This window comes from Lacrimispora sphenoides JCM 1415, from assembly GCF_900105615.1.
In the GTDB taxonomy this organism is placed as follows: Bacteria; Bacillota; Clostridia; order Lachnospirales; family Lachnospiraceae; genus Lacrimispora; species Lacrimispora sphenoides.
In genome coordinates, this window is record NZ_LT630003.1 from 3,346,215 (window position 1) to 3,373,113 (window position 26,899).

General features: G+C 45.0%; 32 protein-coding genes. 5 read left to right on the plus strand and 27 right to left on the minus strand.

What is annotated here, in order from left to right; genetic code table 11:
• Nucleotides 1-36: 36 nt before the first annotated feature.
• The 8 genes from BMX69_RS15085 to BMX69_RS15120 form a co-directional block, all read right to left on the minus strand.
• Nucleotides 37-1,053: a Gfo/Idh/MocA family oxidoreductase gene (locus BMX69_RS15085; protein WP_100042799.1), complete on the minus strand. Its 1,017-nt coding sequence runs from the start codon at nt 1,051-1,053 to the stop codon at nt 37-39.
• 26 nt (nt 1,054-1,079) lie between these two features.
• Nucleotides 1,080-2,444 carry a PTS fructose transporter subunit IIC gene (locus BMX69_RS15090; RefSeq protein ID WP_100042800.1) on the minus strand — a complete coding sequence of 455 codons (1,365 nt, stop codon included), beginning with the start codon at nt 2,442-2,444 and terminating at the stop codon, nt 1,080-1,082.
• A complete protein-coding gene (locus BMX69_RS15095) occupies nt 2,441-2,902 on the minus strand; it encodes a PTS sugar transporter subunit IIA (protein ID WP_054791115.1) in 462 nt (153 codons plus the stop codon). Before BMX69_RS15095 ends, BMX69_RS15090 begins: the two co-directional genes overlap by 4 nt.
• A 22-nt stretch (nt 2,903-2,924) precedes the next feature.
• Nucleotides 2,925-3,623: a deoxyribose-phosphate aldolase gene (gene deoC, locus BMX69_RS15100; protein ID WP_100042801.1), complete on the minus strand. Its 699-nt coding sequence runs from the start codon at nt 3,621-3,623 to the stop codon at nt 2,925-2,927.
• Nucleotides 3,624-3,877: 254 nt separating this feature from the next.
• Complete coding sequence (locus tag BMX69_RS15105) at nt 3,878-5,203, minus strand: 6-phospho-alpha-glucosidase (protein WP_092243620.1); 1,326 nt, start codon at nt 5,201-5,203, stop codon at nt 3,878-3,880.
• A 35-nt stretch (nt 5,204-5,238) separates the two neighbouring features.
• Nucleotides 5,239-6,831: a PTS transporter subunit EIIC gene (locus BMX69_RS15110; RefSeq protein WP_100042802.1), complete on the minus strand. Its 1,593-nt coding sequence runs from the start codon at nt 6,829-6,831 to the stop codon at nt 5,239-5,241.
• A 188-nt stretch (nt 6,832-7,019) separates the two neighbouring features.
• Nucleotides 7,020-7,829 carry a MurR/RpiR family transcriptional regulator gene (locus BMX69_RS15115; RefSeq protein ID WP_330387441.1) on the minus strand — a complete coding sequence of 270 codons (810 nt, stop codon included), beginning with the start codon at nt 7,827-7,829 and terminating at the stop codon, nt 7,020-7,022.
• 3 nt (nt 7,830-7,832) lie between these two features.
• On the minus strand, nt 7,833-8,120 hold the full coding sequence (locus BMX69_RS15120) for a hypothetical protein (protein WP_025234774.1): 288 nt from the start codon (nt 8,118-8,120) through the stop codon (nt 7,833-7,835).
• A 173-nt stretch (nt 8,121-8,293) separates the two neighbouring features.
• Between BMX69_RS15120 and BMX69_RS15125 the strand changes: the two genes are divergently transcribed.
• Both BMX69_RS15125 and BMX69_RS15130 read left to right on the plus strand, forming a co-directional pair.
• Complete coding sequence (locus BMX69_RS15125) at nt 8,294-9,322, plus strand: 3-deoxy-7-phosphoheptulonate synthase (protein WP_054791114.1); 1,029 nt, start codon at nt 8,294-8,296, stop codon at nt 9,320-9,322.
• Nucleotides 9,323-9,597: 275 nt separating this feature from the next.
• Complete coding sequence (locus tag BMX69_RS15130) at nt 9,598-9,843, plus strand: HPr family phosphocarrier protein (RefSeq protein ID WP_025234776.1); 246 nt, start codon at nt 9,598-9,600, stop codon at nt 9,841-9,843.
• A 90-nt stretch (nt 9,844-9,933) separates the two neighbouring features.
• Here the strand turns inward: BMX69_RS15130 and BMX69_RS15135 are convergent, their stop codons facing one another.
• From BMX69_RS15135 to BMX69_RS15155, 5 genes are all read right to left on the minus strand, one after another.
• Nucleotides 9,934-10,767 (minus strand): undecaprenyl-diphosphate phosphatase, encoded by an 834-nt coding sequence (locus tag BMX69_RS15135; RefSeq protein ID WP_100042803.1) that lies wholly within the window; start codon nt 10,765-10,767, stop codon nt 9,934-9,936.
• Nucleotides 10,768-10,785: 18 nt separating this feature from the next.
• Nucleotides 10,786-11,460 carry a uracil-DNA glycosylase gene (gene ung / locus BMX69_RS15140; RefSeq protein ID WP_100042804.1) on the minus strand — a complete coding sequence of 225 codons (675 nt, stop codon included), beginning with the start codon at nt 11,458-11,460 and terminating at the stop codon, nt 10,786-10,788.
• Between the two features lie 51 nt (nt 11,461-11,511).
• Nucleotides 11,512-12,273, minus strand: coding sequence for an imidazole glycerol phosphate synthase subunit HisF (gene hisF, locus BMX69_RS15145; protein ID WP_100042805.1), 762 nt, complete (start codon nt 12,271-12,273; stop codon nt 11,512-11,514).
• Between the two features lie 11 nt (nt 12,274-12,284).
• Nucleotides 12,285-12,893: an imidazole glycerol phosphate synthase subunit HisH gene (hisH, locus tag BMX69_RS15150; RefSeq protein WP_054791113.1), complete on the minus strand. Its 609-nt coding sequence runs from the start codon at nt 12,891-12,893 to the stop codon at nt 12,285-12,287.
• Between the two features lie 71 nt (nt 12,894-12,964).
• The gene (locus tag BMX69_RS15155) at nt 12,965-13,582 is read right to left on the minus strand and encodes a hypothetical protein (protein WP_054791112.1); all 618 of its coding nucleotides are present in this window, start codon (nt 13,580-13,582) and stop codon (nt 12,965-12,967) included.
• 153 nt (nt 13,583-13,735) lie between these two features.
• Between BMX69_RS15155 and BMX69_RS15160 the strand changes: the two genes are divergently transcribed.
• Genes BMX69_RS15160 through BMX69_RS15170 form a run of 3 tightly spaced genes read left to right on the plus strand, consistent with a single transcriptional unit; the run spans nt 13,736 to nt 15,905 of the window.
• Nucleotides 13,736-14,167, plus strand: a complete 432-nt coding sequence (locus tag BMX69_RS15160) for a DUF4430 domain-containing protein (protein ID WP_054791111.1) — start codon at nt 13,736-13,738, stop codon at nt 14,165-14,167.
• Nucleotides 14,164-14,685 (plus strand): hypothetical protein, encoded by a 522-nt coding sequence (locus BMX69_RS15165; protein ID WP_242941270.1) that lies wholly within the window; start codon nt 14,164-14,166, stop codon nt 14,683-14,685. The genes BMX69_RS15160 and BMX69_RS15165 overlap by 4 nt, the downstream gene beginning before the upstream one ends.
• 14 nt (nt 14,686-14,699) lie before the next feature.
• Entirely contained in the window at nt 14,700-15,905 is a 1,206-nt protein-coding gene (locus BMX69_RS15170; protein WP_100042806.1) for a class I SAM-dependent rRNA methyltransferase, read from the plus strand.
• Nucleotides 15,906-16,019: 114 nt separating this feature from the next.
• Here BMX69_RS15170 and BMX69_RS15175 read toward each other — a convergent pair whose 3' ends face one another.
• From BMX69_RS15175 to BMX69_RS15240, 14 genes are all read right to left on the minus strand, one after another.
• Complete coding sequence (locus tag BMX69_RS15175) at nt 16,020-16,820, minus strand: hypothetical protein (protein WP_100042807.1); 801 nt, start codon at nt 16,818-16,820, stop codon at nt 16,020-16,022.
• On the minus strand, nt 16,772-16,912 hold the full coding sequence (locus tag BMX69_RS25250; RefSeq protein ID WP_100042808.1) for a TraX family protein: 141 nt from the start codon (nt 16,910-16,912) through the stop codon (nt 16,772-16,774). Before BMX69_RS25250 ends, BMX69_RS15175 begins: the two co-directional genes overlap by 49 nt.
• A gap of 175 nt (nt 16,913-17,087) precedes the next feature.
• Complete coding sequence (locus BMX69_RS15185) at nt 17,088-17,555, minus strand: hypothetical protein (protein ID WP_100042809.1); 468 nt, start codon at nt 17,553-17,555, stop codon at nt 17,088-17,090.
• A 458-nt stretch (nt 17,556-18,013) separates the two neighbouring features.
• A complete protein-coding gene (locus BMX69_RS15190; protein WP_147297067.1) occupies nt 18,014-18,379 on the minus strand; it encodes a hypothetical protein in 366 nt (121 codons plus the stop codon).
• Nucleotides 18,380-18,601: 222 nt separating this feature from the next.
• Nucleotides 18,602-19,741, minus strand: a complete 1,140-nt coding sequence (locus BMX69_RS15195) for an aldo/keto reductase (RefSeq protein WP_100042811.1) — start codon at nt 19,739-19,741, stop codon at nt 18,602-18,604.
• Nucleotides 19,742-20,027: 286 nt separating this feature from the next.
• The gene (locus tag BMX69_RS15200; RefSeq protein WP_054791107.1) at nt 20,028-20,900 is read right to left on the minus strand and encodes a hypothetical protein; all 873 of its coding nucleotides are present in this window, start codon (nt 20,898-20,900) and stop codon (nt 20,028-20,030) included.
• Between the two features lie 17 nt (nt 20,901-20,917).
• Entirely contained in the window at nt 20,918-21,625 is a 708-nt protein-coding gene (locus BMX69_RS15205; protein WP_054791106.1) for an ABC transporter ATP-binding protein, read from the minus strand.
• Nucleotides 21,622-21,996, minus strand: a complete 375-nt coding sequence (locus BMX69_RS15210; RefSeq protein ID WP_054791105.1) for a GntR family transcriptional regulator — start codon at nt 21,994-21,996, stop codon at nt 21,622-21,624. Before BMX69_RS15210 ends, BMX69_RS15205 begins: the two co-directional genes overlap by 4 nt.
• A gap of 374 nt (nt 21,997-22,370) precedes the next feature.
• Nucleotides 22,371-23,330, minus strand: coding sequence for a polysaccharide deacetylase family protein (locus tag BMX69_RS15215; RefSeq protein WP_242941271.1), 960 nt, complete (start codon nt 23,328-23,330; stop codon nt 22,371-22,373).
• Nucleotides 23,331-23,476: 146 nt separating this feature from the next.
• Complete coding sequence (locus BMX69_RS15220) at nt 23,477-24,193, minus strand: PHP domain-containing protein (protein WP_100042812.1); 717 nt, start codon at nt 24,191-24,193, stop codon at nt 23,477-23,479.
• A complete protein-coding gene (locus BMX69_RS15225; protein WP_054791102.1) occupies nt 24,174-24,524 on the minus strand; it encodes a hypothetical protein in 351 nt (116 codons plus the stop codon). Before BMX69_RS15225 ends, BMX69_RS15220 begins: the two co-directional genes overlap by 20 nt.
• On the minus strand, nt 24,502-25,917 hold the full coding sequence (locus BMX69_RS15230) for a [Fe-Fe] hydrogenase large subunit C-terminal domain-containing protein (protein WP_054791101.1): 1,416 nt from the start codon (nt 25,915-25,917) through the stop codon (nt 24,502-24,504). The genes BMX69_RS15225 and BMX69_RS15230 overlap by 23 nt, the downstream gene beginning before the upstream one ends.
• A 139-nt stretch (nt 25,918-26,056) precedes the next feature.
• The gene (locus tag BMX69_RS15235) at nt 26,057-26,479 is read right to left on the minus strand and encodes an ATP-binding protein (protein ID WP_054791100.1); all 423 of its coding nucleotides are present in this window, start codon (nt 26,477-26,479) and stop codon (nt 26,057-26,059) included.
• Complete coding sequence (locus BMX69_RS15240; RefSeq protein ID WP_025234794.1) at nt 26,479-26,826, minus strand: DRTGG domain-containing protein; 348 nt, start codon at nt 26,824-26,826, stop codon at nt 26,479-26,481. The genes BMX69_RS15235 and BMX69_RS15240 overlap by 1 nt, the downstream gene beginning before the upstream one ends.
• Nucleotides 26,827-26,899 lie beyond the last annotated feature (73 nt).

Here is a 26,899-nt window from a genome sequence, read left to right on the forward strand (position 1 = left end):
TACGTTCCCTGGGGTACAATTCCTGCAGCATGCACCTTACAGTTTCACAATCTCTCCGGTGACAATGGATTCATTTCCGGCATTGACCACCTTTACAGCCATCAAGCCGTCCTTTCCTGTCACTTCCGGTTCCCGGTCATTTAAAATCGCCTGGATAAAGCTGATGTCTTCATTGATATAAGCCTCCCGGAACAGGTGGGTCCAGCTGTTCACAACATCCATTCTGCCAACCTTATTTTTGGTATATATGACTGTGGTCTTATCCTTTAGCTCCCCTAATGTAATCAGTCCTCTGGTTCCCAGTATTTCCACGCGCGCATCGTACCCATAGCCCACTCCCTGGGCGCCGTCAATGCTTCCCAGAATGCCATTGTCAAACTTTGCATTCAGTATGACGTTATCATAGAAATCAGGGAACTCCTCTTTCGCCTCCATGCACCGGTAATTTCCCGCCACAGCGTATACGGTTTGAAATTCTCCCTTTGTAAACCAGCGGAGCGTGTCGATGTCATGGCTGTTTACTTCTGCGAGGGGGCCATTGCTCTTTTTAATATCATACATCCATGGCTTGGGTATGCTGGGGCCCCTTGTGAGAGATTTAACAAGCACCACATCACCGATCTCCCCTTCCTCCACAAGCTTCTTCCCGTAGACGAAGCTGTCATCAAATCTCCGCATGAACCCGATTTGAAGCTTGACGCCGTTTGCCTTTGCGGCACCGATCATCTCCTCGCACTCTTTCTCATTCATTGCCATTGGCTTTTCGCAGAGAATGTGTTTCTTGGCATTTGCGGCCGCGATCACAATCTCACGGTGAAACACCGTGGGCGTGACAACGACTACGGCATCGATCTCTTCATTTTTCAGTGCTTCCTTATAATCTGTGTAATACAGTGAAATCTCCAGCTCCTTCACCGCCGCCTGACACGCAGCTTCCGAAGGATCACAGACTGCCGCCATTTTCGCATACGGTACACGGGATACGAAATTTCTTGCATGAATCATTCCTGCACGCCCTGCGCCTATTAAACAGATATTTATTATGTCTCTCATCCTTATTTCCCCTCACCGCTGTTCAATCAGCGTTTCTTTAAAAAGCTTACCAAAACTCCGGATATGATGGTTCCCACGATAATTGCCACAAGGTAGAACGGCAGATTGGAAACTGCCCCCGGAATAACAAATACAAAGGCCCCGCCATGAGGAACCGCCAGCCCGCAGTTAAAGATCATGGATAACGCTCCGGTAACCGCTGCTCCAATGGTAACAGAAGGTAGTACACGGACCGGATCGGCTGCCGCAAAGGGGATTGCCCCCTCGCTGATAAAAGAAGCTCCCAGGATCCAGGCCGTCTTTCCCGACTCAATTTGGTCTGTGGTATAACGATCCTTCGCAATGATGGTGGAAAGTGCCATTGCTAACGGTGGAACCATACCCGAGGCCATAACCGCCGCCATAACCGGTGCCGTCTCTCCCGGAGACAAGGTTGTTAAAGACGCAACTCCAAAGAAATAAGCTGCTTTTCCGATGGGCCCAGCTAAATCGACCGCCATCATTGCCCCAAGAATCAATCCCAGAAGGGCGGAATTCACACCGGATAAGCTGTTTAAAAACTCTGTGATCCAAACATTGAGCGCCTTAAAAGGAGTACCGATGATAAAAATCATGGTAAGCCCTACAATCACAGATGATAAAAACGGTACGATCAGAACAGGCATCAGGCCTTCCAGACCCTTTGGCATTTTAATCACCTTTTTTAAGAATAATGCCGCGTATCCGCCTAAAAATCCACCGATCAGCGCACCTAAAAATCCAGCATTCAATGTGCTGGCAAGCATACCACCCACCATACCGGGCAGAAGGCCGGGCCGGTCTGAGATGGAGTGTCCGATAAATCCTCCCAGAATTGGGAACATGAGAGCCATGCAGACTCCGCCTCCAATCATGCTGAAGGCCTGTGCAATCGGCCCCTCCGAATGGATGCCGCCGAATGCAAAAGAAAGGGCAATACAGATGCCTCCCGCCACAACAAAGGGAATCATATAGGAAACACCTGCCATCAGATGTTTGTAGACACTAACCTTTTGTTTCGTATTTTGCACTGCACTTGTGTCCATACCTGCCTCAGCGTTCTTGTAAATATATGTACTTGCCAGCGCCTTCTCAATGATCTCACCGGCCTTGTTGATGCCGTCCTCCACATTGGTCTCATACAGACGTTTTCCATGAAACCGTTCCTTGTTGACACCGGTATTGGCTGCGATAAGCACTGCATCTGCTGCGGCAATGTCTTCCGCTGTAAGTACATTTTCTGCACCAATGGATCCCTGTGTTTCAACCTTGATCTCGTGCCCCATAGATTTAGCTTCCATCATAAGTTTCTCTGCAGCCATATAAGTATGTGCGATTCCTGTGGAGCAGGAAGTAATTGCTACTAATTTCATAAAGAAACCCCCTCTTCTAAAATAGTGAACAGTTGTCTTTTATCCTCACATGTCAGTAAACGGCTTCTGAATTCTTCATGCATCAGGCTTCTTGCAAGCTTTGCCAATATCTTTAAATGCAGATCATCCGTTGTGTCCGGAACTGCAATCAGAAAGATCAGGGATGCAAGGCTCCCATCTGGGGCATTGAAATTCACACCGTCTTTGCTTTTCGCAAAAACCAGGGCCGGACTCTTCACCGTGTGGCTCTTACCATGAGGAATTGCCACCTGCATGCCGATTCCTGTAGGTCCGATTGCCTCCCGCTCCATCACGGTCTCCAGAAAGACCGCTTCGTCTTCAATCCGGCCTTCTGCCTTTAGCAGGGCAATCATATCCGTCAGACATTTCTCCTTATGGTCTGCCGATAAATCTGTAATCATTAAATCTTCATTGATTAAAGCTGAAATTTTTAACATGTTTGTTCCCCACCCTCATCTTTTAGTAGCCGGACTTCAAAGCTTCACGGTAGCCTTCCAGTATCCTAAAGCTGCTGCTGGTGCCGATGCGCTCAGCTCCTGCTTCAATCATCTGCCTGCAGGTTTCCCAGTCACGTATTCCTCCTGCTGCCTTCACTTTGATTTCTTCTCCTACGACCTCTTTCATCAGCCTCACATCTTCCGCAGTTGCCCCGCTTGTTCCAAACCCGGTAGAGGTCTTGACAAAATCCGGTTTTACTTTTTTGGCAATCTCCGCGGCTTTACGGATCTCATCTTTTTCGAGATAGCAGTTTTCAAAGATAACTTTACTTAAAACACCTGCTTTCCGGCAGATATCACAGATCTGCCTCATCTCTTCTTCTATGTAATCATAATTTCCGTTTTTCAGTTCTCCGATATTGATTACATAATCAATTTCATCCGCCCCATGTAAAATCGCATCCTGCGTCTCGAAGCACTTTGTCTCGATGGTTGTCTGCCCCAAAGGAAATCCAATAGCGGCCCCCACATGGACCGGAGTATCCTTTAACAGGGATCTGCAATAGGCAACCGGTGAGGAGTTGATCGCAACCATCTTAAAACCATTCTCTTTTGCCTCCCTGCACAGCTGATCAAAATCAGCTTTTACCGCACCGGCTTTTAAGCAGGTATGGTCAAACAGATTTGCCAGCTTTGCTTCCGTTAACTCACTTAGTTTCATTCTTTCATTTCCTTTCTCTTTATTTTTGTTTAGTTTCATATCTCAATTTTATATTATCATAATTTTTGTATTTGTCAACATTTTGCTTTCATATATTTTTGATTTCTTTGTTTTGATTTTACTTCAAACAATTTTATTGCTGTGTATTGACAGAATTAAATGTTAATATATAAACAAAAAAATACCCCGTCCTATCAAAAGGACGGGGCTAAAGTCTCCCTAAGAGCTTTATTATTTAACTAATTGCGATAATCTTACTTTAATTCCGGCCAATATTCTTTATTGGCCTCTATCAGATCATCTAAAATCTGTTTTGCAACAGAGGCGCTTGGCACAGTCTTTGATAAGGTCAGGGCCTGCCACAGCTTTAAATAGCTTCCCTCGATCCAGGCTTCTACCACCAGACGTTCCACTGCAAGCTGCTCTTCCATCATGCCCTTTTCAAAGGTTGGAATGTTTCCCTGGCACAAAGGCTCAGGCCCTTCATTCCCCACCAGGCAAGGAACTTCTACCATGGCGGTAGGGTCAAAATTAGAGATAGCTCCTTTATTTTCCACGATGCAGAGCATCTGCTCACGGGTATTGAATCCAATCGCGCAGGCCAGATCCACAATAAAGGAAGCGTGATTGTCTATGGAGAACTCTCCGCCTTTTGCGGTCCCTGCCTGAATGATGGCTCTTGCGGCGCTAAACACTTCTTTTTCTCTTCCCTCTATCACCTCATTGGCTCTGGTATGATTGGGATCGGTGTGTTCCACCACATAATCCGGGTAAAGGTAGTATTTTAAATAGGTATTAGGAAGAAAATCTGGTTCCAGCTTTAATAAATCTGCCGCCTTTTTATGGGTCAGCTGCCAGCTTTCATCCATATGCTGAGTCTCCACAGCCTTTTCAGTCAGATACCCGTTTTTAGACACATAATCCAAAAGCTGCGGCATCAAGTCTGTCCCATCCTTATCCTTTACGCTGGTCCACCAGCCAAAATGGTTCAGTCCGAAATACTTTACATCCATGTCCTTGGGATCCCTGCCTACAATATAGCCCATACGTCTCTTGGTTCCCACCGGCATGTCGCAGATATTTAATACCTTGGAATTAGGCTTTAACACACGGCAGGCCTCTGCTACGATAGAAGCAGGATTGGAGTAATTAAGCATCCAGCAGTCCGGAGAATATTTTTCCATAAAATCAATTAACTCCATCATACCGCCAATGCTTCTCATCCCATATGCGATTCCACCGGGACCGCAGGTCTCCTGTCCAACCACATGGTATTTCATTGGAATTTTTTCATCCAGCTCCCGCATGGCATATTTGCCCACACGGATATGAGCCATACAGAAATCCACATCAGTAAAGGCTTCCTTAGGATCCGTTGTATAGGAAAATTCCACCTCCGGTGCAATTTCCTTCATAACGATTCCTATGGCCTTTGCCAAGGTTTCCTGACGCTCTCCGTCATTGTCGTAAAGCTTTAAAGAACGTATAGGAAAACGATGCAGGTTATCCATCATCATCATTACAATACCTGGCGTATAAGTACTCCCGCCTCCTGCGATTACGATTGAGAATTTTTTCACTTTATTTTACCTCCTTGCTTTGTCTGGTTTATCACTTAGTTACTCTCGCCGTTTCCCAGCTCCTCATCGACAGCCCTTCTTACAGCAGTAACCTTTAACCCATAAATTACCTGAACGTTATTGCCCTTTTTCACCACACCATTGGCTCCGGTGCCGTTTTTCAGCACATCCTCCAGTACCAGGTCCGGATCTGTAAGGATCAGGCGAAGACGGGTGAAGCAGTTATCCACTTTTTCAATATTACCTGCTCCGCCCAGGGCTTTTATAATCAACGCGGCATCCACATCATCGGCGTCTTTTCCCTCTTTTTCAGAAGCAACCTTTTCTTTATATTCCGCCTTGGTGTGAAGCTTCATTTCCATTCCTTCTGTTTCCCGTCCCAGAGTCTTTAAATTCAGTTTTGTAATGAGAAGGCGGAATATGGCATAATAGACTACAAAAAATATAAGGCCTGTAACGATATACATGGGCCATCCGGTTTTTTGAATTCCCAGAGGTACATTGAAAAGCAGGAAATCCAAAAAGCCGTTAGGACCGATGGCACGGACATTCAATATATTAAGAACTACCATGCTGAGTCCGCTTAACCCCGCATGAACAATAAACAGGACCGGAGCCACGAACATAAAGGAAAATTCAATAGGCTCTGTAACACCTGCAATGAAAGAAGTGAATGCAGCAGGAATCAGAATGGCTTTTATCTTATTACGGTTTTCCGGTCTAGCCGTATGATACATGGCAAGACAGGCACCCATAAGGCCGAACATTTTGGAAATACCTCTTGCATCCCATATCACTGACCGGGACAGTACCTGAATGGAAGGGTCTGCGATTTCTGCATAATAAATGTTCCTTGCACCCTCAAACACCTGCCCCCCTATGGTTTCAATGCCTCCAAGAGAGGTATATAAAAACGGGGTATAGACCAGATGATGAAGGCCTGTTGGTATTAAAAGACGTTCCAGGGCACCGTAAATAAAGATCCCGAAGTTTCCGGAACGATTAATGAATCCTCCAAGGCTGGTGATTCCCATCTGGACAAAAGGCCATACATAAGTAAGGAGCACAGCCAGTAAAACGGTCACTGGAATCAATACGATGAATACAAACCTGGAACCACCGTAAATCTGGAACGCATTTTGAAATTCTGTTTCACAAAACCGGTTATGGACCATGGCCGTTACGATTCCCAGAATAATTCCAAGGAACACGCCCATGTCCAGGATCTGTACGCCAAGGACCATGGCCTGACCCGTTCCCCTTAAAGATTCCCCTGTAAACAGGATCCCCGTCAGGGTCATGAACTTGTTCATGGCGTTAATGAATACCAGAAATCCTAAAAGACCGGTAAAACCAGCCTCATATTTCTTCTTATTGGCAAGCCCGGCTGCAAGTCCCACACAGAAAATCAGCCCCAGGTTGTTTAAGATCGAAACCAGGGAACCGGACAAAATGGTGCCAAAGCCCTTTGTCACCGGATTGTCCATAAAGGGCAGAAGCTCCAGCAATTTTGCATTGGTAAATAAGTTTCCCACAGCGATTAAAATACCTGCGATGGGCAGGATCAAAACCGGGATGAACATTGCTTTTGAAAAGCGCTGCAACTGATCCATCACTTTATCTTTCATTCTCTTTTCCTCCAACTATCAATGAATGGTTTTCTGTTTTTCATTTCACGTGAAATTCATACCCGTATTATAGCGGCCGTCTCCCCCTTTGTATATACTTTGGTAAAGAATAGGAACCTGTTATTCCAAGTGGTAACAGGTTTCAAAAAAAATCCGGATGCCGCTATTTTAAACGTCATCCGGAACCTTTATTCTTCTTTTTTATCCATATTTTGAAGTACCTTATGATATTCGTAGATTAAAAGCTCCATCAGCATGAACACATTTGGGAAAAATGTGTTTGCCATCATATTTCTGTCATCCAGCTTATTGCTATCCTCTATGCGAAACTGCATATCTGTTATGGAACTGACCCGGTTTTCCGCCTCATTGGTAAAGGACACGGTAAAAATGCCGTTCTCTCTGGCAGTTTTCACCCGGTCTGCTACCCAGTCCGTTTCTCCTGACCTGGAAACTACAATAAGCATTTTCATATTCTCCAGATTGTTTTCAAAAACACCGATGGAATCCATCCCATTGGAGTAAATGCATTTTATCCCAAGGACAAGAAGTTTTTTTGTTAAATATTCCACAGGAATGGCGGAAAAGCCGGTTGCGTACAAAAATACGTAACCTACATCCAGTTGGCCCAGGCGCCTGGCAAATTCCCGGATGTCTTCATAGGAATTATACTTTAAAAGAGAGTTAGAGCAAAAGCTGTTGATAAACTGCATTCCGGCATCCTCATTGTCCCTGGCCCGGTTTACAAGCGGCAGCAGCTTGTAATACATGTCCACAAACCCGCTGTAGCCCAGCTTTTTTGTCAGGCGCATAATGGTTGAGGTGGAGGTGTAATTTTCCTTTGCAACTCCCCTCACCCCCATTTTAAGCATGGAATCCATGTGTTCAATGATATAACGGAGAACACTGTCCTCCACCTCAGTCAGGTTCTTTCCCGCTGTCAGTTTGCTTAAATCCACCATTCCTGCTATCCTTCTTTCCTCATTCTCGTCTCTCATCCATTATAAAAAATCTTCATACCCCTGAATCATGGGATAAGGGGCGCAGTCCTTTAAGGCCGCGGTTATGGTTCCCTTCACATAGGTGCTGAACCCCTGGCGGCGAAAATCTTCCTTGTTCTTATTTTTTATCAGCCGGCCGCCTCTGCCCAGTTCTCCGATGTAATTCCCATTCTGGTCGTAGATTTCTTTTCCATAGAATTTCCCAAGAATCCTTCCGTCACAAGCAGCCAGGTAATCCCTCTGCCTTACTCCGATATAGTTTCCCTGCCAATTCCAGTATCGTTCCATTGAAATCCATCCTTCCTCTTATCATTCTCTGCAATCATACACCATTTTTCCTCAAAAAGAAACACTTTAGGGTGGCACATTGCTAAATTTTCAATGAATGCTGGATTTTTCACGGGTTCTGTTATATAATCAACAGAAAAAACACAGATTAATCACATACACAGGAGGATGCCATGGGATTTCAATACGTAAACAATCTGCCAAGCCCGGAAGAAATTAAGGAACGCTTTCCACTTCCAGCAGAATTTAAAGCCCTTAAAATAGAACGCGATCAAGCCATCAGCGATGTACTCACAGGAAAAAGCGATAAATTCCTTGTTATTATCGGTCCTTGCTCCGCTGACAATGAGGAGTCTGTTTCTGATTATGTAAACCGGCTTGTGAAGGTACAGGAAAAGACAAAAGACCGTCTGATCCTCATCCCGAGAATTTATACCAATAAACCCAGAACCACGGGAGAAGGATACAAGGGAATGCTTCACCAGCCTGATCCGGAAAAAAAACCGGACATGCACGAAGGTCTCATTGCCATCCGCAGGATGCACATGAATGTGTTCCTTGAAACCGGTTTATCCACAGCAGATGAGATGCTGTATCCGGAAAACCTGGGATATCTTGATGATATTATGTCTTACATTGCCATTGGTGCCCGTTCCGTGGAAAACCAGCAGCACCGTCTGACTTCCAGTGCCTGTGACGTTGCCGTGGGCATGAAAAATCCTACCAGCGGAGACATGTCCGTTATGCTTAACTCCGTAGTGGCCGCACAGCAGGCCCATGATTTCACCTACAGAGGTTGGGAAGTGAGAAGCAAGGGCAATCCATTGGCCCACACCATCCTAAGAGGTGCGGTCAACAAGCACGGCCAGTGCATCCCCAACTACCATTTTGAAGATTTATTCCTTCTTCATGAGATGTACAGCCGCCGCAATCTCCAGAACCCGGCCTGCATCGTGGACACCAACCACTCCAATTCCAACAAGAAATATAAGGAGCAGTTCCGTATTTCCAAGGAAGTCCTGCACAGCAGAAAGCATTCCCCGGAAATCCGTTCCCTGGTAAAAGGCCTGATGATTGAAAGCTACATTGAGCCGGGCAGCCAGAAAGTTGGAGAAGGCATTTACGGAAAATCCATCACCGATCCCTGTCTGGGATGGGAAGATTCCGAGCGTCTGATCTATGAAATTGCTGAAAATGCATAATATAATATTTTAATTCAAGTCATGCCAGAGGCATTTTTACTGTCTCCGGCATGTTTCTTTTTACTGATTACTATCCGTATTCTCCGATTGTTATTAGTAATTAACCTTTTTTTTAATTATTTTTCAATTTTCTCTTGTTTTTCTAATAAGAGATGATAAAATAAAATTGAAGTCATTCATATGACTCTTCATCCTGTTGATATCTATATACCCCTCTATGTTGTTGGCACGCTCATGCCGGGTTTATCCGGCTATCAGGAAAAGGAGGTATGGGTATGCGGACCATTGAAGTCGATATCCAGCTGCGTTACACCCCCATTCCCCTCGCGCTTTTAATCAACACCGCTAATGCCTTTGACTGTGATATCTATATTGACTACGGTTTAACAAAGGTGAATGTCAAGAACTACGACGAGATGAAAAAAGGGCTTAACACGCAGAACCGGAACTTACAATTTAATTTCGACGGCATTGATGAGCTGGCCGCCGAAGGACGGATCGAGATGCTGTTTCAACCGTAATCCGTCAGAAAGGAACCTTTATGAACTATCATAAAAAAGAGAGTTGATATTAGCATAACGCTGATCATCAACTCTCTTTTCTATATTTCCTTAACCAAGGAAAGCAGTAATGGTAAAATACAAAAGCACCACTGCTCCCAATACAATTCTGTAATATCCGAAGAATTTAAAATCATGCTGTCTGATATATCCCATTAAGAACTTAATCGAATAAACAGAAACTACAAAAGCAATCACCATGCCTAAAATCAGATAGAAGACCTGAGGTCCGGTAAAATTCATTCCATATTTCACAACCTTTAAAAGGCTGGCTCCAAACATCACCGGTATTCCCAGGAAAAAGGAAAACTCTGCGGAAGCCGCCCGGGAACAGCCCAGGATCATGGCGCCGAGAATGGTGGCACCGGAACGTGAGGTACCCGGAATCAGGGCCAGAAGCTGAAACAGTCCGATCCAAAGAGCTGTCTGGTAAGAGATATCTCCCACCTTCTGAACTTCAAAGCTCCGGTACTGGTTCCTGTTCTCAATGATGATAAACAGCACACCATAAAGGATCAGGGTCGCCGCCACTACATAGCCGTTCATCAGATACTCATCAAGGATATCATCCACCAGGAACCCGATCACTGCTGCGGGAATACAGGCTAAGATGATCTTTGACCATAGAACCAGAGTGGCCTGCTTCTGCGCCGGTTTTTTCCTGACGGAAAAGGGGTTAAGCTTGTCAAAATACAAAACCAGCACCGCCAGAATCGCCCCCAGCTGAATGACAACCAAAAACATATTTTTAAATGCACTCGGCTGATTTAAGTGTATAATCTCATCTACCAGGATCATGTGGCCCGTACTGCTTATGGGCAGCCACTCTGTAAAGCCCTCCACAATTCCAAGAACAATTACTTTTAAAATCTCAATGATATTCATTCCTTTTCCCCTGTCTTTTTAAATATTTTCAATCTGCCAGTCAATAGGCTCCAACCCATTTTCCTTTAAATAGGCATTGGTTCTGCTAAAGTGTTTACAGCCAAAGAATCCCCTGTAAGCGGAAAGAGGGCTGGGATGAGGCGCCTCCAGAATGAGGTGCCTTGGGTTTGTTAACATGACCTTCTTATTCTGGGCCGGGCGTCCCCATAAAAGGAATACCATAGGCCGGTCCTGTTTATTTAAAATTTTAATGGCTGCATCCGTAAAGGTCTCCCAGCCGATCCCCTGGTGGGAATTGGCTGCATGGGCACGCACCGTAAGCACCGTATTTAGGAGCATGACCCCCTGATCTGCCCACTTTTTTAAATATCCGTTATTTGGAACCTCACAGCCAAGATCTTCCCGAAGCTCCTGATAAATATTAACAAGGGACGGAGGAATATCCACATCTGGCTTTACGGAAAAACAAAGCCCGTGGGCCTGCCCATTATTATGATAAGGATCCTGACCTAAAATCACTACCTTTGCATTGGAAAGAGGCGTGAACTGAAACGCGTTAAAAATGTCGTTTGGGTCAGGAAAGACCTGGGTCTTTTCATATTCATGCTTCACTTTCTGATAAAGTTCCCTGTAATATGGCTTTTTAAACTCTTCGCTTAAGGGTTCCAGCCAGTCGTTCTCAATTGCTCCCATTCTTTCTCCTTTGCATCTTTCGGGAAAACCCCATTTGTATAAAATTAAACCTTAAATCCTCACCGGTACTCCCATGACTTCCAAATACCGTTTTAATTCCATGATCTCCAGCTCCTTGTAATGAAACAGGGAGGCCGCTAAAGCAGCATCTGCCTTTCCTTCCGTCAGTGCGTGATGGAAATGCTCCATCGTGCCTGCACCTCCTGAAGCGATCACCGGCACGGAAACATGCTCTGCTATGATGCGGTTTAACTCATCATCATATCCTGCCTTCGTTCCGTCACAGTCCATGCTGGTGAGGAGGATCTCTCCTGCACCAAGGCTGTCTGCCTTCATGGCCCATTCTACCGCATCCAGTCCGGTATCGATCCGGCCGCCGTTCTTAAATACGTTCCAGCCACTTCCATCCTTCCGCCTTCTGGCATCAATGGCAACCACCACGCATTGGCGTCCGAATTTGCCTGCTGCGTCGGAGATCAGCTGAGGAGTATTGATGGCTGAGGAATTAATGGATATCTTATCCGCACCTTCTCTTAAAAGCATTCTAAAATCCTCCACCGTGCGGATCCCGCCGCCAACAGTAAAGGGGATAAATACCTTTTCCGCCACCCGGCGCACCATATCCACCACCGTATTCCGGTTGTCAGAGGACGCGGTGATATCAAGGAACACCAGCTCATCGGCGCCGGCCCTGTCATAAGCCGCTGCAATCTCCACCGGATCCCCGGCATCCTGTAAATTTACGAAATTAACACCCTTTACTACTCTTCCGTCCTTCACATCCAAACATGGAATGATCCTCTTCGTAAGCATCCTGTACCTCCTTAAGTCAATTCAATGAAATTTTTCAGAATAGTAAGGCCAGTATCACCGCTCTTCTCGGGATGGAACTGGCAGGCAAAAAGATTATCATGTTCCACCGATGCCCCAAACTTTATTCCATAGGTTGCAGAAGCAGCTACATCAGATTCCCGTCCCGCTTCTAAATAATATGAATGGACAAAATACACATATGCCCCGGAATCAATTCCTTTAAAAAGTCTTGTACCAGGCTTTATATCCAGACGGTTCCAGCCCATATGAGGGACTTTAAGCCCCGGTGTCTCCGGAAATTTCACGATCTTACCAGGAAGCAGGGAAAGTCCCCTGACCCCTTCGCATTCTCCGCTGCTTTCAAAGAAAAGCTGAAGCCCAAGGCATATCCCGAGAAAAGGCGTTCCTTTTGAAATCACCTGATGGATCACATCCACCAGCTCATACTGATGAAGCTTTTCCATCGCATCGCCAAAAGAACCAACACCCGGAAGAATCACCTTGTCCGCAGAAAGGAGGATCTCCTTTTCCCGGCTTACCACAGGCTTTTCTCCCAATGCGGTCAGTGCTTTCTCCACACTTTTTAAGTTTCCAGCATCGTAGTCGATTATCGCTATCATGGCCGTCACCTCTTTACGTCTTTTTTCAACATTTTAACACAGTAACGTGTAATGTACAACGCAAAATAAGCCTATAATTTCCGAAAGAATTTCGTTGAATTTTCTAAAACAGCATCAGCCTTTCCCTTTACCGTTTCCGGCAATTGGGCCAGCGTTTCATGAATCCTATACATGTGGGCCTTTTTATTAATGGAAACTGTCTTCTCAAAAGGCCAGCGGATGACCGTAGGAGTCTTAAAACCTACCCCAAGTTCCAAGACCAGCAGCTTTTTATTAAGGGTTCCTGCCAGCCACGCGGTATAAGCCTTCCACTGGGGAAGGTAGCCCTCTTCTATGTAATTCTCCGCCTCTATGGTATTGCCTGTCAGAGGTTCCCCGCAATGAGGACAGACATCCTTTGGGATCTCTCCCGGCTCCCAGATATCCTTTGTACAGGTTTTGGAGCACTGCCTCCATGTCACGTTCCCGCAGGGTGCTACCATCCGGCTCTTATCCAGGGGAGTTTTAAATATTTCTCCATCGGTCACTGTAGTTACAAGAAAGAAATCCTTATCCTTTATGAGTTCATTCATTTTCTCATAAAGGTTTCCCATATCCGGAATTCCCTCTGCTTTCCATTCCTCTCCGATTCCGATCAAAAGCTTTTCACAAGCTGCTATTTCTTCTAAAATCTGTTCATTCACAGTCATCTATCCACCTTCTTTTTCAAACAATACCCATATATTATACATCAAAGGGGATTTTAAGAAAAGAAGGAAATTCTGTTCTTGCGGCGTGCCATGGATATATGCTATACTAATCCATGCATTTAGTCAAATAATGAAAAAGGAAGTCAGCAGATCATGAATAAGTTTAAGAGGCTTTCTCCCTTTTTGGGAGGCTGCGCCGCCATTGCGGTCCTGGCACTGCTTTTAGTCGTATATACTCTGACAAAACCGGTTCCCATGGCGGGGACAAAAAGCATTTCCATTGATGTGGTATATGAAAACGGAGTAACGGACCACTATCAGATCACTACAGAAGCGCAGTTTCTGTTAGAAGCGCTTAAATCTATACCGAATCTTCAAATTGAAGGAACCACTTCCGAAGAATTTGGCCTCATGGTCAATACAATTAACGGAAAACGGGCAGACTACCAAAAGGACGGCGCTTACTGGGCTCTTCTCTGCAACGGGGAAACTTGCACCTACGGAGTGAGCCAGCAGGCCATCAAGGATGGAGAGCGCTATACCTTTCAGTACACATTGACCTCTGAGGAAATAAAAAAATCATGAAAAATAATCCCCTGATTACCACCAGGGAACTGGTATTAGACGCACTGCTTTCAGCCCTTTTATTTGTAAGCCAGGTAAGCTTGTCCTGGCTTCCCAACGTAGAACTGGTATCCCTGCTTCTAATTTTATACACCCTCGTATTCCGCAAACACGTATGGATCATCCTATACGTGTTTGTTATATTGGAAGGGTTGGTCTACGGCTTCGGCCTCTGGTGGTTTTCCTATCTCTATGTGTGGCCCATACTCCCGGCCGCCGTATTTTTGATTTACAAAAACAATACGCCAAGGCTCTTTGGCATATCCCTGCTTTCCGGAATCTTTGGAATGCTGTTTGGATTCTTCTGTTCGGGGTTCTACTTAATTTCCGGAGGCCCCGGCGCAGCTTTTACCTGGTGGGCGGCAGGAATCCCATATGATATCGTCCACGGAACAGGCAATTTCTTACTGTCCCTCATTTTATTCCAGCCGTTATACCGGCTGCTCACCTCATTAAAACAGGGGCAATCTCATCAATAAAGGAGTGTATGCTTATGGAATCAGCAACCGTAAGATTAAAAAAAGGAGAAGGACGCTCATTAAAAGCCGGCGGTCCTTGGATCTATGACAATGAAATCGATACCATCACCGGGGATTATACCAACGGTGATATCGTATCCGTGGAGGACTTTGATGGCTATTTCCTGGGGCATGGCTTCATCAATACCAATTCCAGGCTCACCGTCCGCATCATGTCCAGGAAAAAGAACAATGAAGTAAACGAAAGCTTTCTGGAAATGCGGGTCCGCAACGCCTGGGAATACCGCAAAGCCACTGTGGACACTTCCAGCTGCCGCCTCATCTTCGGAGAGGCAGACTTCCTTCCCGGCATTGTAGTAGACAAGTTTGGGGATATCCTTGTGGTGGAATCCCTTGCCCTTGGCATTGACCGGCTAAAGCCTGTAATCCTGGAAAAGTTAAAAAAGGTTCTGGAAGAGGACGGCATTAAAATCCGCGGCATTTACGAGCGAAGCGACGCAAAGGTCCGCCTCCAGGAAGGCATGGAACGCTATAAGGGCTTCATCGGTCCTTCCTTTGACACCAAGGTGGAAATCACAGAAAACGGGGTTAAATACCAGGTGGATGTCCAGGATGGGCAGAAAACCGGCTTTTTCCTTGACCAAAAATACAACCGCCTTGCCATTCAGCGCTTATGTAAGGATAAGCGGGTCTTAGACTGCTTTACCCATACCGGCTCCTTTGCCTTAAATGCCGGTATTGCCGGAGCAAGAGAAGTTCTAGGGGTGGATGCCTCTGAGCTTGGCATCGCACAGGCAAAAGAAAACGCCGCATTAAACGGCTTATCTGACCGGGTAGCCTTTCAGTGCGCCGATGTTTTTGAACTCCTTCCCCAGCTGGAGAAAAGCGGGGAAACCTTCGATGTGGTCATCCTGGACCCTCCTGCCTTCACCAAATCCAGGAACTCGGTGAAAAACGCAGTAAAAGGCTACCGTGAGATCAATCTCCGCGGCATGAAGCTGGTAAAGGACGGTGGCTATTTAGCCACCTGCTCCTGTTCCCATTTCATGACCCCCGAGCTTTTCACAAAGACCATCCGGGAAGCTGCAGCAAACGTCCACAAACGCCTCCGTCAGGTAGAATACCGGACTCAGGCAGCAGATCATCCGATCTTATGGGCGGGAGATGAAACCTCCTATTACTTAAAATTTTACATCTTTCAGGTTTGCGACGAGAAATAAAATTAAGGGTTAATCGGATATTCCCAATCCGCCTACCTGCCTGATGAGGTTAAAAGGGGGTGTCCAAAAAGTGATTTATAAGTCGGCTCCCCCCTTACCTTGGTAAACAATAATTCAAGTTAGGCATTTCATACATCCAATAAGATATAAAATTGCAATATGAACTGGATAAAATACATAGAAAAAGTATTTATATCCTCTTCCCTTCTTTCCATCATACAGTAAAAGGATAGGTAAGGCTGCCAGCATCATCCATTGATAGTTGTTAAATAGTATGTACTCCAGATTAACTTTTGGAATTGAAAATTCTATTTGAATAATATTATCACATACATATTTCAAAAATTCATATGTACGCTGATATCCCCAAAAATCTATACGATATAGAACTCTGGTTGTAAACCCTGAAGCGAAAAGTATAAAATGCAAAAAGCAAAATACAATATAAAATACAGAAAAAAGTTTTTTATTAAAACAGCAGTAATATATTCCAATCCCTAATATAACAAATATAATTCCACCTTCTAGAAATAAAATGCTTCCACAGATTGGTGTCAGGATCAAATCAAAAAATGTTGAATATACAACATTTGGGATAATCACAATTGCACTAACAATTTGCCATAAGACATAATATAGTAGAAAGCGATAGCCTTTCTTCTTATTTTCTATAATCTTATCAATAATGGAAATTAAGATTGCTATTGTAAAGATTACTCTAAATATATTATTTGTTATGTAATATAAATAATGACTTTTTGACAAGGTATCTATCTCAATTAATATAACATCAATAAATCCCATAATAATACTGGAAACATATAATTTTAATAGATATTTTTTTCTGTCTTTTGTATAATGTATTGCTAATGCACTACAATAAAAAAAATGGGTGCTGATATTCTCCCAAACCATCGTAAATATATAGGCATACCAGGTATGAATTCCCCTATATGATCTATTAACATTAATATAGCCGCCAATATTTTTAAAGATGTGCTTGACATTATGCCTCTTTCTTGGAGTTGTATTTATATAAATTTTGATTATTCTACAAAAAATCAGAAGCCAGTAAAGACCAAAAACTTTTTATCCAAACAAACTTCTGATTTTTTGCTAGATGATCAAGATACCTGCATTGAAATTATCATAGCTAAATTACACGATTACAGCTATTTTTCCTTATTTTACCGTCCCATCAAAGTTTGATGGAGCTAAAAATGATATATAAAATGTATCTTCTGCTTTTTTTGTGGTAACTGTAAATGTAACCGATTTACCACTTTTTACTGTTTTAGAACCCTTAGCACCGATACACTTAACTTTTAAAGCTTTGTTATGATAGTTGTTTACTGTAATTGTGTAGGAAGTTTTACCTTTGAATTTGTAGTTTGTATAAAGGGTTGAATTACCGGCTTCCCCGTCAAAACCATATGGCTTATTTGAGATATCCCATACTTCAGTTGGTTTATCAATGCTACGCCCTACTGCTCCAGCACCTGGTTCTTTGAATCCCACACCATAATTTCCTGCTGATGTCACTATGGCTTTATCGTTCGCTACACCAATATTTGTACTTGCATAGACAGGAATAGCAAACATCATTACAGATAACCCTACTGCTACTAATTTCATTACACTTTTTTTCATTTCTCTTTCTCCTTTGTAGTTAAAATTTTAGAACATCCTAAATTAATTCAAAACTGCTTAGTCCATTGGAATCACCCCCACTTTCGTTAAAATAAATAACATATCTTCTTGAATAGAAATTCTACTACCCAAAGAGATAAATCTTGCTTATTCATAAAATTAGCTTATTTGAACAAAATAATTAGTAAATTTCCATTAGAATTAAAAAACGGTCATTGGTGTATTGGAAACTAAGTACTCATGTTAAGAACACAAGCACATATCCAATCAACTACCAACGACCGCTTAATGCAATCAAATTTCATTGATGTTAAAATTAATTACAATATAAATGATAAACAAGGATAATCAGTATTATTTGTTCTATGCATAATGTTAATAATAACGTTCCTTAATTATCATTCTTTACTTGACACTTGTATTATACCAAAATATTTCCCCCATAAATGTTTTTGTAATTATCGTCGCATTTTTCTTCCTAAACGTAACTTATTCTTATTTATATGCTTTGGAATCTTATTCTTATATTTAGCAGCCATTACTAAAATATCAGCTTGTTTCATCATCTTATATTCTGCAAATGCTTCTTCTGATGTATCCCGATAGGCTAATTTTATTACATTATTGGTTCCACGTAGCTTAATCACACTATAATACTTTTTCATGCTTACATTATGACGAACACCTAACGGAAGGTCTTCTTTTTGTCCGCTCCATTTGGAATGATTCGTGTATTTCTTCTTACAATTTGACAGCATAGTATTTAGGGTTTGCGGAAGGATACAAAAGGCACTAAAATAAGCCCACATACTCATATTTTTCATACAAGCATATCGACTTATTTAGATGTCCAAATTTATTATATTTTAATAGTGTTACATACCAAGGCTCTTATGGTGTCAAATTATAAAATTGGTGTCAAATCACTGGTTTTATCCGATTCACTTTCAGAAAGCCTAGTAAATACAAGGGCTGTAGGGTTTTTCTTTAAAAAGGACTGCTAAAAGTAATTTGGGGCATCCTCTTCTGCTCACTCATTCCATCCTTCAGCCAAGCAGCGAATCAGCTTCTATCATATTTTTAATGATCGGTACCCCAAATGGGCAACGGCTTTCGCAGCTGCCGCAGGCAATACACTCATCACCGCCATGAGACAGGCTTTGATAATGAGAACGTATGGATGGAGGTATTGCTTCTTTATCCAGCCGTGCGATGTCTAAGTATTTGTTGACAGCGGCAATATCTATTTCAGAGGGACATGGCTGGCAATGTCCGCAGTACACGCAGTTTCCATCAAAAGCGCTGTGCACTTCGTTATAAATCCATGTGTAATCCCTATCAGAGTCAGATGCCGAAAGATAACTCATGGTGTCCTTCATTTCAGCCCGGGTTTTACAGCCTGTCAGGACGCTGGCAACCGCTGGCCTTGAGAGTGCATAATGGACGCACTGCTGCGAAGTCATCGGCCTGCTGTAAGGCGTATGTTCCGGAGAAAGCAGTTTGCCGCCGCCAAAGGTTTTCATCACAGTAATACCAACTTGTTTTTGCGTACACAGCTTGTATAATTCCGCACGTTTGGGATCAATTCCGTTATAAGCCCCTGCCTGGAAGCCATTATCAAGACAATCGAAAATACTAGCTTTCGATGAGAGCATATCAAATGCAGGATTAATGCTGAACATCATCATCTCCGGCACTCCTGTCTCAATGACCTTCATAGCAGTTTCAGGGTTATGGGAGCTAAAACCAATGTGCCGGATGTCCCCTTGTTGTTTTAAACGCTCCACATATGTAACAAAATCTGTCTCGAAAACATTTTTATAGTCCTGCTCCGAATCAATAAAAAACATCATGCCAAAATCTATGTAGCCGAAGACCCGCAGCAGTTCTTCAAAATACTGCTTGACCACTGGCATATCCCGGCTGATATCGTACTGCATATTTACATTCGTGGATCCGATATGCCCCTGTAACATCACCTGATCCCGCTTACTGCCCAGTGCTTTTGCGATGTTTTCACGCACTTCCGTGCCGGGCATAAAAACATCCATGAGATTAACGCCAAACTCAAGTGCGGCATCAATCGTCTCCTTCACCTGCTCGTATGGCTTGCCGTCAAGGTGTTCGCAGCCAAGGCCAATAATACTTGCATGCTTGCCGGTTTTTCCGACCTCTCTGTATTCCATCTTATTCCCTCCTGAATATATATCTTTTAATTTTTGCCCCGTAATATATCCGCCTTCTCCTATGTCTTTAACTGCCAGTCTCCAGTCTGGACAGCAGCTTTTTAGTGGCAGAATCTTCCGTTATTTCCTCCGTTTGCCCTATTATAACTGTTATATCAGCACTTGTAAACAGAGAAGTCAAGATATGGTCTGGGATTCCAATTTAAAAAATACCTCGCAATTAATTAATCTATCATCAATTGCGAGGTATCATTTTTTGATTGTTTTATAAGCCTTGTTTTATACTTTATTCCAGATTAAGACGCTTGGACAGGATACGCTCAGTGCCGAAAAAGAATATCGCTAGCTGAATTGCGTTGTATATAACCGAACCGATGAAAGTTAAGTGAATGACCAGGGAAATCCCTTGTGTATCAGGCATCGTTTCAATCATGCGGAAGAACGATTGGAAAGACGGTACGTTTCCCAGAATAATCATTGCAAGGCCGTTGATAAAGCTAAACAGCATAGATATTGCAATAAAGGCGATAACGGACATCATCACGCGGTTTTTGCTGGCCAGATGGCCAAGTGCCATAGAAAAGTACATGTGGTAAAGCTGGACCAGTCCGCTTACGATGATCAGAACAATCACCTCAAACACCAGCAGCGGCCAGGACGAAACATGAGCAATCGCGCGGCTGATGGCATTCCATAACTGGGGATCGGTAATTGCTGTAAAAACTTTGGCAGTACCTGCAGTGCCCAGCACCAGAATAAAAACAGATGCAAAAGCCACCAGAGAGCTGGCCAGCGACATCACAAATGCCACCACGCCCTTTGCTGCGATCAGCTGCCAGGGCTTTACCGGCAGGGTAAACATCAGGTAACCTTCATCGCACAGAAGGCCCTTATAAAACCGCTGAATAACAACGATCAGCGTCAGGACACTCATTGCGACCAGAACGCCGAAATAAGCGATGATGGAGAGCGTCTGGATCAGGCTGAGAAGGCCGCGGCCAAAGCTTAAACCAGACATCAGGCCGTTATAATAACCGTTGGCCAGCGAGCCTAAGCCCATAAATGCATTAAGAATGGATATGGCGATAATCGCCAGGTAAATAGGCACAAGCGTGCGCCCAATGGATTTAAATTCATATTTGCAAAGTTTGCCAAACATCTTATTTCCTCCTTATTCTAGCTGCTATACGCGAAGATTTCGCGGAACAGCTGATCGACTGACTTGCCTTCCTGCTCACGGATGTTATCCACGGTATCATGGCGGACAACCTTGCCGTTTTGCAGGAAAATGGCCTCATCCAACACGCGCTCGATATCAGAAATAAGATGCGTGGACAACATGACCGTGCCATTTTCGTTATAGTTGGTCAGAATCGTGTTCAAGATAAAGTCACGTGCTGCCGGGTCAACCCCGCCGATCGGTTCATCAAGCAGATAAAGCTGCGCCTTACGGCTCATAATAAGCGCAAGCTGCACCTTTTCTTTGGTACCCTTTGACATGGTTTTAAGCCGGTCATTCGGCTGAATACCAAGAGCCGAGAACATCTCCATTGCCTTTGGCCGGTCAAAATCCAAATAAAAGTCGGCGAAGAAGTCTGTTAAGTCACAGGCCTTCATCCAGTCGGCAAAGTACATGCGATCCGGCAGGTAAGAGATGACTGACTTGGTTTCCACGCCAGGCGCATTGCCGTTTACCTCCAGAGTACCGGAGGTGGGCTGCAAGAGTCCGCACAAAAGCTTAATAAAGGTGGTCTTGCCTGAGCCGTTTGGACCCAGAAGACCTACGATGCGGCCGCGGCCTACCGCCAGATCAATATGGTCAAGCGCGGGCTTTGTTCCATAATTCTTAGTCAGACCACGCGCAGTGATAAGTTCCTGATTCATACATGTTCCTCCTTTTTATCCCACGCGGCAAACAGCTCGCGGATTTGTTCATCGGTGTAGCCCAGGGCACGCATGGACGCAAGAAATTCATCCATCCGCGCATAGGCAAGCTCCTTCCGCACGTTGTGGATGAGTGACAGATCCTCAGTGACGATCCGTCCGGCTGTGCGGCGGGTTTCTGCTAACCCCCTGCTTTCCAGCTCCGCCAGGGCACGCTGCATTGTATTCGGGTTGACCCCCGCCTCACTGGCCAGCGCGCGTACCGTTGGCACAGCCGAGCCAGGTGCATATAAGCCGGACACGATGCGCAAAGTGAGCTGTTCGACAAGTTGTATCCAGATCGGCCGGTCATCGGTCAGTTTCCAGATCATAATACTGCCTCCTTTTGTATTGCTGTATCATTTTATTGTAATATTAAGGATTATTGTACCATTGTATTGTTGTACTAATTCCTTAATACAAGAATACAATTATTCTGATTATTTGTCAATAGGTATTTTTAAATTATAGTTTTTCAAACTATTGCCAAAACTTGTTTCTCTCATACTCTCTTCATTCATCTTACTGATAACCTGGCGGATTTTACAATGATCAATCGGATATTCGCTATCTGCTTTGCCACATGATAAGGTTAAATTGGGCATGATGACAGCGGTCAGCGCAAATAAAAAAGTTTGAGCCCCCAGCAATGAGAGGCTCAAACACGTTCCGTTCTTTATTAGATTCTGTACACTTTCTTCATCCTTTATGGATAAAAGTGAAAATAAACTCCGCCTGGGGCAGCTCCTCCCCGGAGCGCGGCCATCTCACTTACCGTAACCAGCTGGTAGCCTGCCTCTGTAAGTCTGGGGATCATTTCAAGGGCTGCTGCTCCGGTCTGGGAATAAAGCTCATGCATCAGAACGATGTCCCCATCCCGTACCTGGCTCATTACCGCATTTACCGTTTTACCGGCATTTCGCGTCTTCCAGTCCCTTGTATCTATACTCCACATAATCACGGGAGCTTGTACATTTGCAAGGACCGTACCGTTTTTTGCTCCTCCCGGTGGTCTTATCAGGGAAGGTCTGACGCCGCAGGCAGCTTGTACCGCATCATTGCATTGGTTTATCTGGCTCTGGATCTGGGTACCGCTTAACTTGGTCAGATTTTTGTGCTCATACGTGTGATTGCCGATTTCATGTCCTTCCGCAACCATGCGCTGCAGTTCTGCCCCATAAGAAGAAACACGGCTTCCCACCACGAAAAACGTGGCTTTTCCACCGTACTGTGCCAGACAATCCATAATCTGATTTCCCACGGGTGCAAACGGTCCGTCATCAAAGGTCAGAGCCACCATGGGCCTTTTAGGGTCTATCTGGCGTCCTGCGGCTGCCTGTTCCTGGCTCTCCTGTGTATCGGCCTCCTGCTGCCCTTCTCCTGCAGACCCGGCATTTAAATCCTGGCCCTCTGCGCTGCTCTGGCTCTCGCCACCGGCTCCATCTTCCGTATGCTTTCCCGGTTGTTCTGAAATATTACCGTTCCCATCTACCCACCTGGCCACACCTGGTCCCAGGTTTTCATCTATCCAGTCATTCCGTACTTCCGATGCCTCGTGGCCTGATGCTGTTTCATCCGCCATGGAAGAAAACGGTGTTGCCGGTACGAACGCTGTCACAAGTGCAACGGTCATCAGACCGAAGCCCAATTGTAATAGTTTTTTCATGTTACATCTCTCCTTTCCCCTCTTTTTGCCCGTGCTTTCCGGACAAACAGGTATACTACCTGCAGGGTGTTTTCCTGTTACTAACCACTACTATACAGGAAATAGGAGGAAATTGGAAGAAAATTTCCAAACTTAAATAAAAAGGCCTAGTGGCGCAGGAGCGCACGAACCACTGCTTCCATGCTTTTTTCCTCTGCTTCGATCGTTAACCTTGGCTCATGAATGTCCTCCAGATAATGTGCATCGGAATTGCTGATGATCCGGCAGCCCTCCAGATAAGGGTTCTTTTTCCTAAGCTCATGAAGCCTTGTAAGGTCCTTTACCTCCGCCGTTGCAAACTGACTGTCAGGAGGCACAAAGCCTAAATTCGAGAGCAGGCTGTTGGCAGACTTATCGATATGGGCCGGGAACATGACGCCTCCATAGGACCGGACCAGGCCCCACAACTGGTCAAAAGAGATATCCACGCTGTTAATGAGAAGATTGGGCACTGTTCCGCATAGGACATCTTCCTTATTATATATCTGCTGCTTTCCAAATATTTCCTCATTGTTTGGAAATGCCATCAACCGTTCATACACGTACTTATCAAACTCCATAGCCTTATCAAGATGGTCAAACAGGCATACTGCATGTACCTCCTCCGATGTACAGACTTCCATTCCCGGCAAAGCAACAATCCCATATTCCCTTGCAAAATGTAACACAGCCGGACAATTTTTACAGGAATTGTGATCCGTTACTGCGATCACGTCAAGCCCCTTTAAGGCAGCCATCCCCACAATATTTGCCGGAGTCATATCATCATCCCCGCACGGTGATAAGCAGGAATGGATGTGAAGGTCATAAGTTAAGTTCATCATGGGGCAGCCTTTGATAGATCAGCAGGGCGGCCTCAAAGATGGGCAGCTCTGTTTTTAAAACCGTAATTTTCTGGTCCGCCGCCTTTTTCACGGCCGCTTCGTCAAGAGCAGTACCCTCTGCCATGACTACGCAGGCAGCGTCGGCAAGTGAGGCTACCGCAAGGGTATTTACATTACCCATCACCGTTACCCATGCACACCCCTCTGCCGCTCTTCCCATTGCAATACTCAATAAATCACAGCAAAACGGTTTTTTAATCTCACGGTCAAGCTCTTCTCCTTCATTGATAACATTAAATAAATTGCTGTCAATCAGTTCTCTTACTGTCATTGCGCTTCCTTCTCCCTTCTTTTCTGTCAAGCTGAGTCATTTCATCAGAAATTCTCTCGATATATTTTGTCATGACCTTGAATTTCTCATAGCTGTCTCTGTCGCCTTCCACAATATCGGCCGCCAGCCTGGAAACTTCCTCCGCCAGCTTATGCACATTGTCCCGTAGGAAATAAACGCAGTCGGATTCCACTGCTTCTCCACGCACAATGTCCTCGGCCAGGGCTTTGCAGGTAGGTGCACCGCAGGAACCGCAGTCTAAGCCGGGAAGCTTCTTTAACAGCCGTTCCACCTGATTAAGCCTTGCAAAGCTTTCCATCATGGTTTCGCCTAAATTAAACACCGGCTCATAGTGAACCTCCTTGGTCCACTTTACCAGTTCCTCTGCTCCCGCCTGCATATGGCTCCTTGCCACAGGCATGTACTTTCGAAGCCGTTTGAGCTTTACCTCCGCTACATATGGATTTTCTACCGTGAGCACGCCGCCCACGCAGCCGCCGTTGCAGGCACTGAGCTCTACAAATTTCAGGTTCGTGAATTTCTGATCCTCCATATCTTCCAGAACCCTTATGACATTTTCAATGCCATCTGCTGCCAGGTAATCCTCGGTAAAGAGGCCGCTTGCCTCTCCTCCGCTGCGCCCCCAGCTGACTCCGATTTTACCTGAAGTCCCAATTTCAGGCGGATCATCACCCACCGCCTTCATACAGGATAAAAGCTGGGGATATAAGTCCTTTATGGCAAGCACCTTATTCACTTCACTGCGTTCCGTTCCCAGAGGGGATTTCACATAGGTCACCTTGGATGGACAGGGAGAGATGAATATGATTCCGATCTTATCCCTCTCAAGTCCGGTTTTTTCCATTGCTTTTTGGGCTGCAAGGATGGCTGCCACCTCCACCGGAGGATTTAATGGCAGGAGGTTTGGGATTAAGTTTGGGAACTTGACTCTTATGAGCCGCACCACGGAAGGACAGGCGGTGCTGATGGCCGGAAGCTTATCCGGATTTTCACTTAAATATTCCCTGGTAGCCTCGCTTACCAGCTCCGCTGCCGCGCTTACTTCAAATACATCATCAAACCCCATCATAAGAAGAGCATTTAAGACGATATTCACATCATCCAGATTGTTAAACTGGCTGTATAGGGATGGCGGCGGCAATGCTACCGTATATTCATACTGTTTCAAAACCTCCAGCTTGTCATATGTAGCATGTTTTGCATGGTGAGGACATACCCGGATGCACTCCCCGCAGTCAATGCAGAATTTACTGTTGATCTGTGCCTTGCCGTTTCTCACCCTGATGGCCTGAGTAGGGCACCGTTTGATACAGTTGATACACCCCATGCAAAGCTCTTCATCAAGTCTTACTGAATGATAAAATTTATCCACCTTTTTACCTCATTTCCTCTTTATCGCCCACAGCCTTTGGGCATAAAAGTATACCGAAGGATGTTTCCGCGTTTCGCCCACGTCCTCTGGGCATAAAGGTATATCCCCGAAGGGTGTTTCCACATTATCGCCCAGCTTCCTATATATTCACCATCATACGAATGGTCGTTCCTTTTCCTATTACCGTATCGATCTCCATCTCATCCGAATACTTTTTCATATTCGGAAGCCCCATTCCGGCTCCAAAGCCCAGGGAACGCACTGCATCCGGCGCAGTGGAATATCCTGCCTGCATGGCCAGTCCGACATCTGGTATTCCTGGGCCCACATCAGCCAGGATCATCTCGATCCTGTCCGTAGTTATGTTAACGGTTATCTCTCCCCCCTGCGCGTGGATCACCATATTGATCTCCCCTTCATACATGGCAATTGCCACCTTGCGCACTGCTTCCGGGGTGACCCCCATCTTTTTCAGCTTGCTTTTCACATCACTGCTGGCTTCCCCTGCTCTTGTAAAATCATCAGGTGAAATCCTGTAGTGAAACGTTATCATATCCGTCATCAGATCGCACCTCCGTGAAGTCCTGCCTCATAAAGCAGGCCGCAGGCCGAGAACATACGATGCCCGGTGGACAGGATAATGATTCCCCGCTCCTCTGCCATCAAAAGCATGGACTCATCCGGCTTCTTGCCTCTGACAAATACAATACAGACAATGTCAAGCATCTCCGCCGTACGGATTACCTGGGGGTTGCATAGTCCCGTAAGAAGGACCGAATGATCCTTGGAAAACGCCAGCACATCGCTCATCATATCAGAACCGCAGGCACTCTTTACCTCCTCATCCAGGTGGTCCTCTCCTGCAAGCACCTTGGCACCCAGTTTATCTCTTACATCTCTCACTGTCATATTGATGCTCCCCTTTCCTTCTTCCTTCCAGCTTTTGGGCAACTTGATTCGCACTATTCACACAATTCGTATC

What these genes read in the sequence shown, in the direction of transcription:
- BMX69_RS25250 (WP_100042808.1), bottom strand. Translation starts at nt 16,912, where the DNA reads ATGTCAAGCACATCTTTAAAAATATTGGCGGCTATATTAATGTTAATA.
- BMX69_RS15110 (WP_100042802.1), bottom strand. Translation starts at nt 6,831, where the DNA reads ATGAAAGATAAAGTGATGGATCAGTTGCAGCGCTTTTCAAAAGCAATG.
- BMX69_RS15130 (WP_025234776.1), top strand. Translation starts at nt 9,598, where the DNA reads ATGCGGACCATTGAAGTCGATATCCAGCTGCGTTACACCCCCATTCCC.
- BMX69_RS15195 (WP_100042811.1), bottom strand. Translation starts at nt 19,741, where the DNA reads ATGGAATACAGAGAGGTCGGAAAAACCGGCAAGCATGCAAGTATTATT.
- BMX69_RS15240 (WP_025234794.1), bottom strand. Translation starts at nt 26,826, where the DNA reads ATGACAGTGAGAGATGTAAGAGATAAACTGGGTGCCAAGGTGCTTGCA.
- BMX69_RS15165 (WP_242941270.1), top strand. Translation starts at nt 14,164, where the DNA reads ATGAAAAATAATCCCCTGATTACCACCAGGGAACTGGTATTAGACGCA.
- BMX69_RS15220 (WP_100042812.1), bottom strand. Translation starts at nt 24,193, where the DNA reads ATGATGAACTTAACTTATGACCTTCACATCCATTCCTGCTTATCACCG.
- hisF (WP_100042805.1), bottom strand. Translation starts at nt 12,273, where the DNA reads ATGCTTACGAAGAGGATCATTCCATGTTTGGATGTGAAGGACGGAAGA.
- BMX69_RS15215 (WP_242941271.1), bottom strand. Translation starts at nt 23,330, where the DNA reads ATGAAAAAACTATTACAATTGGGCTTCGGTCTGATGACCGTTGCACTT.
- BMX69_RS15225 (WP_054791102.1), bottom strand. Translation starts at nt 24,524, where the DNA reads ATGACAGTAAGAGAACTGATTGACAGCAATTTATTTAATGTTATCAAT.
- BMX69_RS15200 (WP_054791107.1), bottom strand. Translation starts at nt 20,900, where the DNA reads ATGTTTGGCAAACTTTGCAAATATGAATTTAAATCCATTGGGCGCACG.
- BMX69_RS15160 (WP_054791111.1), top strand. Translation starts at nt 13,736, where the DNA reads ATGAATAAGTTTAAGAGGCTTTCTCCCTTTTTGGGAGGCTGCGCCGCC.
- BMX69_RS15175 (WP_100042807.1), bottom strand. Translation starts at nt 16,820, where the DNA reads ATGGTTTGGGAGAATATCAGCACCCATTTTTTTTATTGTAGTGCATTA.
- BMX69_RS15190 (WP_147297067.1), bottom strand. Translation starts at nt 18,379, where the DNA reads ATGAAAAATATGAGTATGTGGGCTTATTTTAGTGCCTTTTGTATCCTT.
- BMX69_RS15155 (WP_054791112.1), bottom strand. Translation starts at nt 13,582, where the DNA reads ATGACTGTGAATGAACAGATTTTAGAAGAAATAGCAGCTTGTGAAAAG.
- ung (WP_100042804.1), bottom strand. Translation starts at nt 11,460, where the DNA reads ATGGGAGCAATTGAGAACGACTGGCTGGAACCCTTAAGCGAAGAGTTT.
- BMX69_RS15115 (WP_330387441.1), bottom strand. Translation starts at nt 7,829, where the DNA reads ATGAGAGACGAGAATGAGGAAAGAAGGATAGCAGGAATGGTGGATTTA.
- BMX69_RS15210 (WP_054791105.1), bottom strand. Translation starts at nt 21,996, where the DNA reads ATGATCTGGAAACTGACCGATGACCGGCCGATCTGGATACAACTTGTC.
- BMX69_RS15205 (WP_054791106.1), bottom strand. Translation starts at nt 21,625, where the DNA reads ATGAATCAGGAACTTATCACTGCGCGTGGTCTGACTAAGAATTATGGA.
- BMX69_RS15185 (WP_100042809.1), bottom strand. Translation starts at nt 17,555, where the DNA reads ATGAAAAAAAGTGTAATGAAATTAGTAGCAGTAGGGTTATCTGTAATG.
- BMX69_RS15090 (WP_100042800.1), bottom strand. Translation starts at nt 2,444, where the DNA reads ATGAAATTAGTAGCAATTACTTCCTGCTCCACAGGAATCGCACATACT.
- BMX69_RS15170 (WP_100042806.1), top strand. Translation starts at nt 14,700, where the DNA reads ATGGAATCAGCAACCGTAAGATTAAAAAAAGGAGAAGGACGCTCATTA.
- BMX69_RS15235 (WP_054791100.1), bottom strand. Translation starts at nt 26,479, where the DNA reads ATGACGGATATGATAACGTTTCACTACAGGATTTCACCTGATGATTTT.
- deoC (WP_100042801.1), bottom strand. Translation starts at nt 3,623, where the DNA reads ATGAAACTAAGTGAGTTAACGGAAGCAAAGCTGGCAAATCTGTTTGAC.
- BMX69_RS15125 (WP_054791114.1), top strand. Translation starts at nt 8,294, where the DNA reads ATGGGATTTCAATACGTAAACAATCTGCCAAGCCCGGAAGAAATTAAG.
- BMX69_RS15085 (WP_100042799.1), bottom strand. Translation starts at nt 1,053, where the DNA reads ATGAGAGACATAATAAATATCTGTTTAATAGGCGCAGGGCGTGCAGGA.
- hisH (WP_054791113.1), bottom strand. Translation starts at nt 12,893, where the DNA reads ATGATAGCGATAATCGACTACGATGCTGGAAACTTAAAAAGTGTGGAG.
- BMX69_RS15095 (WP_054791115.1), bottom strand. Translation starts at nt 2,902, where the DNA reads ATGTTAAAAATTTCAGCTTTAATCAATGAAGATTTAATGATTACAGAT.
- BMX69_RS15135 (WP_100042803.1), bottom strand. Translation starts at nt 10,767, where the DNA reads ATGAATATCATTGAGATTTTAAAAGTAATTGTTCTTGGAATTGTGGAG.
- BMX69_RS15120 (WP_025234774.1), bottom strand. Translation starts at nt 8,120, where the DNA reads ATGGAACGATACTGGAATTGGCAGGGAAACTATATCGGAGTAAGGCAG.